12 protein-coding genes are annotated in these 10,828 nt (G+C 62.6%); 7 read left to right on the top strand and 5 right to left on the bottom strand.

What is annotated here, in order from left to right; all coding sequences use genetic code 11:
- From EN943_RS29655 to EN943_RS29640, 4 genes are all read left to right on the top strand, one after another.
- On the top strand, positions 1 to 663 hold a 663-nt coding region (locus EN943_RS29655), incomplete at its 5' end, for an ABC transporter permease (protein WP_164778448.1).
- On the top strand, positions 660 to 1,619 hold the full coding sequence (locus EN943_RS29650) for an ABC transporter ATP-binding protein (protein ID WP_127415699.1): 960 nt from the start codon (positions 660 to 662) through the stop codon (positions 1,617 to 1,619). The genes EN943_RS29655 and EN943_RS29650, both read left to right, overlap by 4 nt.
- Positions 1,616 to 2,614, top strand: coding sequence for a dipeptide ABC transporter ATP-binding protein (locus tag EN943_RS29645; RefSeq protein WP_245476018.1), 999 nt, complete (start codon positions 1,616 to 1,618; stop codon positions 2,612 to 2,614). Before EN943_RS29650 ends, EN943_RS29645 begins: the two co-directional genes overlap by 4 nt.
- Before the next feature lie 139 nt (positions 2,615 to 2,753).
- Entirely contained in the window at positions 2,754 to 3,056 is a 303-nt protein-coding gene (locus EN943_RS29640) for a DUF982 domain-containing protein (RefSeq protein WP_127415698.1), read from the top strand.
- 107 nt (positions 3,057 to 3,163) lie between these two features.
- On the opposite strand, the gene EN943_RS29635 is transcribed toward EN943_RS29640, so the two are convergent.
- Genes EN943_RS29635 through EN943_RS29625 form a run of 3 tightly spaced genes read right to left on the bottom strand, consistent with a single transcriptional unit; the run spans position 3,164 to position 5,760 of the window.
- On the bottom strand, positions 3,164 to 3,970 hold the full coding sequence (locus EN943_RS29635; protein WP_127415697.1) for a DUF1194 domain-containing protein: 807 nt from the start codon (positions 3,968 to 3,970) through the stop codon (positions 3,164 to 3,166).
- 41 nt (positions 3,971 to 4,011) lie between these two features.
- Complete coding sequence (locus tag EN943_RS29630; protein ID WP_127415696.1) at positions 4,012 to 4,713, bottom strand: hypothetical protein; 702 nt, start codon at positions 4,711 to 4,713, stop codon at positions 4,012 to 4,014.
- A 48-nt stretch (positions 4,714 to 4,761) separates the two neighbouring features.
- Complete coding sequence (locus EN943_RS29625; protein WP_127415695.1) at positions 4,762 to 5,760, bottom strand: DMT family transporter; 999 nt, start codon at positions 5,758 to 5,760, stop codon at positions 4,762 to 4,764.
- Between the two features lie 151 nt (positions 5,761 to 5,911).
- On the opposite strand from EN943_RS29625, the gene EN943_RS29620 reads away from it, so the two are divergent.
- Both EN943_RS29620 and dusA read left to right on the top strand, forming a co-directional pair.
- On the top strand, positions 5,912 to 7,894 hold the full coding sequence (locus EN943_RS29620) for a BTAD domain-containing putative transcriptional regulator (RefSeq protein WP_127415694.1): 1,983 nt from the start codon (positions 5,912 to 5,914) through the stop codon (positions 7,892 to 7,894).
- A gap of 244 nt (positions 7,895 to 8,138) precedes the next feature.
- The gene (dusA, locus tag EN943_RS29615; protein ID WP_127415693.1) at positions 8,139 to 9,137 is read left to right on the top strand and encodes a tRNA dihydrouridine(20/20a) synthase DusA; all 999 of its coding nucleotides are present in this window, start codon (positions 8,139 to 8,141) and stop codon (positions 9,135 to 9,137) included.
- Positions 9,138 to 9,147: 10 nt separating this feature from the next.
- Here dusA and EN943_RS29610 read toward each other — a convergent pair whose 3' ends face one another.
- On the bottom strand, positions 9,148 to 9,852 hold the full coding sequence (locus tag EN943_RS29610) for a TIGR02281 family clan AA aspartic protease (RefSeq protein WP_127270820.1): 705 nt from the start codon (positions 9,850 to 9,852) through the stop codon (positions 9,148 to 9,150).
- A gap of 7 nt (positions 9,853 to 9,859) precedes the next feature.
- The gene (locus tag EN943_RS29605; RefSeq protein WP_164778447.1) at positions 9,860 to 10,093 is read right to left on the bottom strand and encodes a DUF1289 domain-containing protein; all 234 of its coding nucleotides are present in this window, start codon (positions 10,091 to 10,093) and stop codon (positions 9,860 to 9,862) included.
- Positions 10,094 to 10,290: 197 nt separating this feature from the next.
- Here EN943_RS29605 and EN943_RS29600 point away from each other — a divergent pair.
- The coding region (locus EN943_RS29600; RefSeq protein WP_206522837.1) for a nicotinate-nucleotide--dimethylbenzimidazole phosphoribosyltransferase at positions 10,291 to 10,828 on the top strand (538 nt) is incomplete at its 3' end.

Here is a 10,828-nt window from a genome sequence, read left to right as displayed (position 1 = left end):
GTGTTCGGAGCAGCGATCCTGTGGGTGGTCGTCTCCATCATCATCGGCATCGCCGCCGCCGCCACGCGCGGCAGCTGGCTGGACAAGCTGCTGATGGCGCTAGGTTTGCTCGGCATTTCCATGCCGGTCTACTGGCTGGGCGAAGTGATGAACCTGATCACCCAGAGCCGCTACCACGACAGCTGGGCGTTCTCCTGGGTGCCGCCGCTCGGCTACAAGAATTTCTCCGACGATCCGAAGGGCTGGTTCCTGACCCTGGTCATTCCCTGGATCACACTGTCCATTCTCTACATCGGTATTTACGGGCGCGTGCTGCGCGCGGCAATCATCGAATCCCTGCAGGAAGACTATATCCGCACAGCCCGGGCCAAAGGGCTGTCGGAGACCCGCATCCTGCTGCGCCATGCCTTGCGCACGTCGCTCATCGCCTTCGTCACCCTGTTCGGCCTGGACTTCGGTGCGCTGGTCGGAGGCTCGGCCCTGCTGACGGAGGTGGTGTTCGGGCTGCACGGCATCGGCAAGCTCACTTATGACGCGCTGCAGAATCTCGATCTGCCGATGATCATGGCAACGGTGATGTACGCTTCCATGTTCGTGGTTGTCGCCAACGCGGTCGTCGATTTCGTCTACATCCTTCTCGATCCGCGCCTGAGGACATCATGATACTGTCGGTGCGCGACCTCAGAGTTTCCTTCCGCACAAATGATGGCCTGGTGCGGGCCATCGATGGCGTTTCCTTCGACCTCGAGGAGAGCGAAATCCTCGGCGTCGTCGGTGAGTCCGGTTCCGGCAAGACGGTGTCGCTGCTGGCCGTCATGGGTCTCATCACAGATCCCAATGCCACCATCGAAGGGTCGATCCGCTACAAGGGCCGCGAACTCGTGGGACTGCCCGCGCGCGAACTCCGGCGGCTGCGCGGCAACGAGATCGCGATGATCTTCCAGGATCCGATGACCGCCCTGACGCCTGTCTACACCATCGGCTGGCAGATCGCCGAACAGATCCGCGCGCATCGCAGCATCAGCAAATCCAAGGCGATGGAGCGCGTCGAGGAACTGCTGGCCGAGGTGAATTTTCCGAACCCGCACGAGGCGATGTCGCGCTACCCGCACCAACTGTCCGGAGGCATGCGTCAACGGGCGGTGATCGCAATGGCTTTGTCCTGCAATCCGGCGCTTCTGGTGGCTGACGAACCGACCACGGCGCTCGACGTCACGGTGCAGGCCGGCATTCTCGATCTGGTGCGCAAGCTGCGCGCGACGCACAAGTCGGCGGTCGTCTTCATCACACATGACATGGGCGTGGTCTCCGAACTCGCCGACCGGGTTATGGTCATGTATGCCGGTCGCGTGGTGGAGCGCGGCAGTCGCGCGGAGCTGTTTTCCGATCCGCGACACCCCTATACGCGCGCGCTGCTGGGTTCGATCCCGCCGCTGACCGGCGAAAAACCACGGCGCCTGCCGGCCATTCCCGGTTCGCCGCCATCATTGCTGCGATTGCCGCAAGGCTGTGCGTTCGGTCCGCGGTGCCCGGTTCACTACGAGCCCTGCGAGGCCGGCAAGCCCGACCTCGGGAGCGGCACTCATGCAGCGGCATGCTTCAGGATGGCACAGGCATGAGCGGACCGATGATCGACAAGAACCGCCCAATCCTCGAGACGCGTTCGCTGGGCAAGCGCTTTTCGATAGGCAGCCGTTTTTCCGCCGAAGGCAAGCGAACCGTTCATGCGGTCGACAATGTTTCCCTGACCGTGTGGCGCGGCGAGACTGTCGGACTGGTCGGCGAATCCGGATGCGGCAAGTCCACGCTGGCGCGCTGCCTGGTGAGGCTCTACGACATATCGGACGGCGAGCTTCTGTTCGAAGGCAACGATATCACCTCGAAATCGCTGTCCGAACTCAGGCCGCTCCGGCGCCGCCTGCAAATGGTTTTCCAGGATCCGTCGGCATCGCTCAATCCGCGCCGGCGCGTCGGCGACCTGGTGGCCGAGCCGCTGCGCATCCATGGCAGGCTCTCGTCGAGCGAGATCACCAAACGCGTGGCGGAACTGTTCGACCTTGTCGGCTTGCTGCCGGATCACGTCATGCGGTTTCCGCACGAATTTTCCGGCGGACAACGCCAGCGCGTCGGCATCGCGCGGGCTATTGCATTGAACCCGGACCTCGTGGTCCTGGACGAACCCGTCTCCGCGCTCGACGTGTCGGTGCAGGCGCAAATCGTCAACCTGCTTGCCGATCTGCAGGAGAAGCTCAACCTCACGTACATCTTCATCGCCCACGACCTGTCGGTGGTGCGTCAGGTTTCAACCCGCATCGCGGTCATGTATCTCGGCTCGATCGTCGAAGAAGGGCCGGCGGAAGACGTGTTTGCAGCACCAGCCCATCCCTATAGCCAGGCGCTGATCTCGGCGGTTCCCGCCGTGGAGACGACGCCCGGTGGGACGCGCAAGCGCATCATCCTCACCGGCGACGTACCGAGCCCTCTGAACCCTCCAACCGGCTGCCGTTTCCATCCCCGATGCCCGATCGCGGCGGAGCGCTGCCGTTCGGAGCGGCCACAGCTACGGGAATACCGACCCGGTCGCAAAGTCGCCTGCCACTTCCCGACGATGTAGGCAACACTCACCACCGCACGGGTGATCGCCTTCGCCTGACAGATTTCTAGAAGATTCCATTTTTTACCTGGAACCAACCAGCTGTTGGCGCGTTTGGTGGGGTTCGATCGAGCGCATTGCGGTCGACCGGGAGGAAACGATGGATCAATTGCATTTCTTTTCGCCCGTGCGGATTTCGCGCGGGCAAGGACACCCTGTAGAAGAAATCGATAGTGTTGCCGAAGCCATGATGTTCTTGCGGAAATGGCCGACGGGACGGCGCGGTCCGGTTTATCAGTGCGCGCTGAATTGTTGCTCGGCCGCCTTGTCGGGCCAGATGTCGGCCGAGGAAGCAAGGAAAGCGTTCACCGGCTTTGCCCGCATCACACGCCTTCTCGATGACGACATGGCGTTGCCGGTGCCCGGCGAAGGCAAGGCAAGCGTGCACGCGTTGCGGCGATAGGCTGTTGTCCTGACGATCCTACAAGGTCTCGCGCTGCGGCGGCGCGAGTTTCGTTGTGCAATGCGCTCGGTTTGGCGGGTCGAAAGTTCGTCCTGCATGGCACACTTTCACAGCGGACGGTCGTCGTTCATGCTTACTTCAGTCACGAGCTTGCGGCGAAGCGCCATGGTGTAGTCGTCTGGCCCCTTCGGCGTCATGACGAAGGCCTGGGAACCGCCAATCACCGATTTGGCAAAATAGGATGCCAGAGGTTCGTCGGGATTCTCATCCTCTGTCGGGATGGCGATGGCATTGATCGTATATCCCTTGGCTATGGCGTTCGACCTGCTCGGTTGGACGGGAAGCCCGTCGTTGTTCTCGCCGTTGGAGGAGATATCGATGACTTTCTTGGCGGCCTTTCCCGGAAACTGGTCGAGCAGGAGACTGCCGATGTCGATAGCCGAGGAGACGGATGTTCCGCCACGCCCTCTGCGGATGAAGCCGGTATCGCCTTTCCTGCTGATCACCGCAGCCGCGGCTTTGGCATCTTCCAGTCCGCAGATGCTTGTCCACGGCAGCACGACGCGAGCGTGTCCCGGGCTCGACCATTCAAAATAGGCAACGCCGATGCAGCCAACATAATTCCGGCTGATGGCGGCGATGATCTCTGGCGAGGTGAGTGCCGCGGCATGTCCCTCGCGTTGCATATCGGCAATCTTCGGATCGATGGATGACGAGAAGTCGACCGCGAACACGACGGCGACGTCAACGTTCGCGGCATGGGCCCAGGCTCCCCAAAACAGCGAAGTTGCAAGTATTCCTGTCACTCTCGAGATTGAACCGGCCGGCGTCAGGAGACTGCCCCAGCCTGTCGCCCGCACCCGTTTGCGAAAGGATGGGGGGCCGGCGTCCTGATGATACACACTGCCAAACATGTCATTCTCCATCTCGACATCCGGTCGTTTCAAAAGCGAGCTCAACATGTGGAAATCTGGCGGATCGCCTTGGTGCCCACGCCGAACAGCAGCAGATCGGCCTTGGTCCACAAGAGATAACAGCCGAGCAAGGTCAGTGGCATGGGGAGGGCCGCGAAGGAGCCGCCCGACCAGACCTCAGGCAAAGCACGGCCGAGGGCCACTGTCGTCGCCAGCATTGCCGGCAACCGGCTGGCGAGCACCGCACTGCGGAACGGATCGGGCCAAGCGGCCGGCCACATCGGAATTGGCGTGCCGGGCCTGTGGAAGGTGCTGCCGAATTTGCCCAGCGCATGCAGCAGGCCGGAGGTCGCCGCAAGCAATGGATCGCCGAGCAGCAACAGGGCAATGCCGAGCCCGATCGCACCCAGGCCCGACAGGAAGTCGCCCAGACGGTTGAGGGCGGGATCGGGAGCATCCGGCCTTGCCCAGGCCCGGTGATAGGCCTCGCCGCCCCAGAAGAAGACCAGGGTGGTCAAGGTCAGCGCAACAGTGCCATGGCTGCCAGCGAAGTATTCGATCACCGCCATGGTGACGCTGCTTCCCTCATGCAAGCCGACCGGCGCGGTGGCAATCTGGATCGCGAGACCGACAATGAGGCCGAGCGCGTTGCCGCTGTTGTAATAGCCGCCCGGTCCCCTCATGCGGGCGCGAAGTGCCGATACCAAATGTGCGATCGGAAGAAGGATTGTCCGCGCGTCCATCACTGCGCCCTCGCGGGAGGTCCGCCCGGGTCTGGAATAGGTTTCGCATCACCGGCACGGGTCATCACATTCCTCCACTGGACCTGAATTGTTGGGGTGACGATTGCCTGCCCAATTTGCGGCGGCAGCTGCAAAGGCAGGGGCCCCGTCGAAGGGTTGAACCGAAGCGGTTCGCAAGGACGTGTGTGTCTGCGGCGCCCGGTTCGACAGTGCCACGGACAGGATCGCACCCAGAATGATGCCGGCACCCAAGACGCTCGCGGACGAGCTCCGCTCGCCGAGAAAGATCGCCGCGCCCAGCGCCCCGAAAACGCTTTCTGCGCTGACGATCACGGCGGCATGGCTGGCCGGCGTAAAGCGGAGGGCAACCGTCTGGATGCCGAAGGCAATCGCCGTGGAGAACACACCGAGGATCGCCAGTTCCGGGCCGGCTGCGAATGCGGCGGTCAACGACAGATTACCTTGCATTGCGCCGAGCGGCAGGGCGAAGGCGGCGGCGCCGAAGAACTGTGTCGCGGCTGCGGTGAACGGCCGCGCATGTACCTGCATGTGCCGGCCCAGCTCGACTGCCCAGAGCGCATAGCACGCAGCCGAGAGGACAGCGGTGAGATCGCCACTGCTGAACCCGGCAATCCCATCCGACAACAGCAGGGCTCCAACAACGGTCAAACCGGCGGCAACCGTGAGACTCGCTGTCGGACGTTCGCCGACAAGAAACCAGGCCGCCAGCGGTGTCATTACCGTTGCCGTGCTGACCAGGAAGCTCGCATTGGTGACGGAGGCACTGAGATAGCAAAGCTGCTGGAGCGTGATGGAGATGGCAAACAGCGCGCCCACCTTGGCCAAGCTGGAAAAATAGTCCGGTCCAAGCGGAAGCCGCCTCTCCATCAAGACAAGGGGCAGCACAAGCAGCCCACCGATCAGGCAGCGCAGACCCACCGCACTCAGCGCGTCCAGATGTACAAGCACCATCTTTTGCGAGACATTGCCGAAGCCCCACAAAGCGGCTGCGAATAGCAGCAGCAAATTGGCTCTTGTCCTGGACACGCGCCCCCCTCGAACCAAGCCTTTCGTTGACTTGGTCGCCTTAATTTAGCAAAGCCTAAACAGCCTGCCGTTACGGCAGCGCTTGAGCGCGAAGGCCGATTGTTGCGAAGCGTTAGTTTTGAGTTAGGATTTCGTCAGGCTGGGATAGCAAATGCAAAGTGAGGACAGCGGCGCTGCAAATAGAATCTCACTTTTCGGGGGTTTCCGGATTGAAAATGAAACGGCCGGTCCGCTTCGGCTGACCGGGAAACGAGGGCCGGCAATCATCGCCTATCTGGCCCGCTGTCCGGGCATGACGGCGACGCGGGAGAGGCTGGCTGACCTCCTATGGGGCGACAGCGACGGCGAACATTCGCGCAACAGCCTTCGGCAAGCCCTTAGTGTCCTGCGCCAGGATCTGGCGCGAGAGGGGGTGGATCTCATCCATTCCAGCGGGAAGTTGATCGCCCTGAGACCAGAGGCGGTTGAAGTCGACGTGGAGAAGTTCGAAACGGGTCTCTCGGCCCGTTCCGCTCAGGACCTCGCGAAGGCCTTGGCGAACTACACCGGACCCTTCCTCGACGGGCTTTATCTGGGAAGCAATGCGTTCGATGACTGGATCACATCGGAACGCAACAGGCTGCTGGGCCGCGCGCTCGAGTCCTTCGAAAAACTGGCTCGTCTCGTCGACCCCGATGCCGGGCTGATCCTGGCCGATCGTATTCTGGCCATGGAGCCGACACGGGAAGAATCCTATCGGCTCAAGATGGAATTGCTGCTCGCATGTGGCCAACGCGACAGGGCAATCAGGACATACGAAGCCTGCAGAAGCATGCTGAAGAAGGAGTTCGGCGTCGAAGCCGGCCCTGAAACGCGGGCGCTTTGGCAATCTCTGTTGCTTGCCGCCGACGACGCCTCAAATGTGCAGTCGACAAGTGGTGTTCCGGCCAGCCAGCGCCTTGGGCGTCCGTCCATCAGCGTTGCCGACTTCGTCAATCTGACCGGAAAGCAAGGCGACGACTTTTTCGCCAAGGGACTTGTCCAGGACATCACGACGGCCCTCTCCGAAGTGGCCGACTATGTCGTGCTCGCCGCGCTTCCGCCCGAGAAGAGCGGCCCAGGCGAAGAAGCCAAGACGCCAGGGATACTCCGGGCGCGATATATGCTCAGCGGCAGCGTCCAGAGATCCGGCAATGGGTTGAGGGTGAATGTCCAGCTCGTCGATGCCGCCGGCGGCCACCACGTCTGGGCCCAGAAATTCGACGGCCATTCCGAGAACGCGCTCGAATTCCAGGACAGGATCGCACAGTCTGTCGTTCTTGCCGTGATCCTCGAACTTCAACTGACCAACTGGAAGGTTCGAGACAAGAGCCCGCCGGGTACCCCTGAAGTGCGCAGGCTGGTGAACGAAGCCCTCATGAAATATTTTGAGATGACTCGGGACTCACTTTTGGTCGGGATAGAGCTTGCCGAGAAGGCCTTCTCGATAGGTCCCGACAATGCCCGTGCAAAGCGGACGCTCTCGATCGTAATATCCATGGGCGTTGCGTTTGGCGCGCTGCCTCGGGAGCGTGGGGTGATCGAGCGTGCGGTCGAGCTCGCGGAAGCCGCAGTGCGGGCGGTACCGGACGATGAAATTGCCCGATGTATCCTGTCGTTCGCTCTCGAAAGTTGCGGTCGTATCGACGAGGCGATCGCCGAATGCCGCCACGCGATCAGCCTCAACCCAAGCTACCCGACTGGCCACGGCGATATTTCGATGCTCTTTGCGTTGCGCGGACAGGTCGACGAAGCGGTGCGCGAGGCCAACGAAGCAATCCGGCTCGGAACGCACGATGTCATCGACTTCTGGCGCCACCACGGCCTGGTTGTGGCGCTCTTCGCTGGCGGAGACAACCAGCGGGCGCTCGAAGCCGCCCGCAAAGTAGTCAGGACAAAGCCTGGCTTCGTTCGCGGCGCCCTTTATTGGGCCGCGACCGCGTCAGCCACCGGAAACAACGAAGAAGCATCCCGGGCCATCCACCATTGCCTGTCACAACTTCCGCATCTCAATCTGAGCAATGTCTGCCCTGGCTTTGTGCCGCGCTATGTGAAGGATCACCACCATTCCCGGTTCCTTGAGATGCTGTCGAGGGCTGGCCTTCCCAGTTCCTAGCCCCATCATTGGCGCAGACACCGGCATACGAAGCTGGAGGGTTCCGTCCTCCGCCCAGGCATCGAAAGCAGATGACGCGTTGGCAATTCCGGCCAGGTCGACCTATACGCTACCTTGCGATTGAGGTATTCGGCGCCGCACGCCGTCGCGCCAGCCGGTCATTCGCCGAATTTGCGGCTTGGGCCTATCATGGCGCGTGATAGAGTCACGTACGACGCGATCCAACCTATTGAAGTTATGAAACATGCAAGAGTATCAAAGGTTTAGGATAGCCATAGCCCCGATGATGGACTGGACGGACCGGCATTGCCGGTTCTTCCACCGCCAATTGACGAGCCATGCGCTGCTTTACACCGAGATGGTGGTGGCCGACGCGGTCATCCATGGCGCACGCGAGCGGCTGCTCGGCTTCGATGCGTCGGAACATCCGGTCGCGCTGCAGCTCGGCGGCTCGGATCGCGAAAAGCTTGCCGAGGCGGCGCGCATCGGCGAGGCTTTTGGCTATGACGAGATCAACCTCAATGTCGGCTGTCCGTCAGACCGCGTTCAGTCGGGCACGTTCGGCGCCTGCCTGATGAAGGTGCCGGACCTCGTCGCCGGCTGCATCGCGGCGATGAAGGCGGCGGTGACAATTCCCGTCACCGTCAAATGCCGCATCGGCGTCGACGAGCAGGATCCGGAGCCAGCCCTCGATGCGCTGGCGAACGGTGTTTTCGATGCCGGCGCCGACGCATTGTGGGTGCATGCACGCAAGGCGTGGCTGGAAGGGCTGAGCCCCAAGGAAAACCGTGACATCCCGCCGCTCGACTACAACAGGGTCTATCGGCTGAAGGTCAGAAAACATAACGAATTCATTGGCATCAATGGCGGCATTCAGACGATCGAAGAGGCGTTGGCGCATCTCGACCATGTCGACGGCGCCATGCTTGGCCGCGCCGCCTACCACACGCCCGGCATTCTGGCCGGCGTCGATGCTGCCTTCTACGGCGTCCAGTCCGAGCCGTTCGATTTCGCCGCGCTGATCGATACGATGGCGGACTATGCGGCACGCCATATCGAGCAGGGCGGGCGGCTTGGCCATGTCACCCGCCATATGGTCGGACTGTTCCATGGCTTGCCCGGCGCGCGCCGCTACCGGCAGATCCTGTCCACCGACGCGACAAAACCCGGCGCCGGCCCGGACGTGCTGAAGACGGCTTTCGCGGCCGTCGAGTTCGGTGGAGCAGCAGCCGAAGCGGCTTGAGCTTCGGGGATCAATCCCTGAGGATCATGCGGTCGCCGCGCACGTCAAAACCCGACAATGAACCGATGAAGTTCATGCCGAGCAGGCTCTGGCTGAGCATGCCGGGTGCGGCGATCATCACCGACATATCCCTGCGCATGATGCCGCCGATCGCAATCTGATCGGTTTTCACGGCCGCGGCGCGTGCCATGCCGTTGGCGGTCGAAACCGGTATGGTGTAGTTGAGCGCCGCTGGATTGAATCCGGCGGCCTGCGCATCCTGCGACGTCAGCACGGTGCTGGTCGCGCCGGTATCCACCACAGCCCGGACCGGGTTGCCATTGATCAGGATGCGCGCTTCGAAATGGCCGTTGTCCGCCTTGTCGAGCGTCACCGTGGCGTGGCCGTCTTCGACGCCAAGCGCAAGCGGGCTGCCGGGAACAAGGCCCGCGGTCACCCGGCTGGCGACATCCTGCAACTCATAGCGATACTGGTAACCGGCGATCAGCGCGAGTGCGATCGCCGCCCAGGCGCCGAGATTGCGGGCCATGGCGCCCAGGGGTCGGCCCGAGCGAAGCAGGCCGGCGCCGATAAGGGCGCCAAAGGCGCCGAGCCAGATCAGCCGGCTGAAATCGTTGTTCTCCACGCCGAGCGTGCTGCCAGCGGAATCGTTGAGCATGAGCAGCACTGCTCCCACCCCGATCGCGGCCATCAATATCCAGAACAACCGGCTCATCCGCACCTCACGATAGCGCGTCGCGTTCGCGCGCCATGCGGGTGCGGCGCGTTTCCCGGCGCGGCCGGCGCTCGACCGTCTCCAGCCGGGCCGGCAACTGCGCCATCACGCTGCGGCGCGTTTCCGGCGTCATCCCGATCCAGGCGCCGATTTCCTCGCGCGTGCGACCGCACCCGAAACAGAAGCCGGTTTTCATGTCGATCGAACAGACCAGGATGCACGGGGATTCGATGGCCGTCATGACTTTCTCTTGGGCTTCCATCCGGAATCCCTTGTTCCACCTCCACATGGTGCAACGGCAAAGCCAATGCAAGCCCTCGCGATTGCGCCCTTCGGGGCCGGCTTTGCGGCAAACGCGGGCCCATCATCCCAGAGGTTGTGCCAATCTCGCAAGGCGGCTATGCCGCTCACCAACTCCAGGGAATGATCGATAACAAGATGACCAGCGCACTGCCTTTCGACGATTTTCGCAACCTGTTGGCCAATCTGCCGGCGGCCGACACGGCAGCCGAGACCCGCGTTCGCGCGCTGTTTGCCAAGGCCGACAAACCAGGCAATTCGCTTGGCCGCATCGAGGACATCGCCGCCTGGCTGGCCGCCTGGAGCGGACGGGCTCCGCCCGCGGTGACAAGACCGCTGATGGCGGTCTTTGCCGGCAATCACGGCGTCACGCGCCACGGCATTTCGCCACGGCCGGTAGCGGCGACCGCCAACGCGGTCGAACTTTGCGCCGCCGGAGGCGCCGCGATCAACCAGATCTGCATTGCCTACGATCTCGGGCTGAAGGTTTTCGATCTTGCCCTGCACATCCCGACCGCCGACATCACCGAGGATGCCGCACTGGACGAGCGTGGCTGTGCCGCCACCATGGCCTTCGGCATGGAAGCGATCGCCGGCGGCACCGACCTCTTGTGTCTCGGCGATCTTGGCGTCGGCAACTCGACCGTCGCCGCCGCCCTGTTTGCGACGCTGTTCG

This window comes from Mesorhizobium sp. M7A.F.Ca.US.006.01.1.1 (assembly GCF_003997935.1).
Classification (GTDB): domain Bacteria; phylum Pseudomonadota; class Alphaproteobacteria; order Rhizobiales; family Rhizobiaceae; genus Mesorhizobium.
The sequence above is the reverse complement of the archived record's forward strand: the minus strand, read 5'-3'. Positions and strand labels throughout refer to the sequence as shown.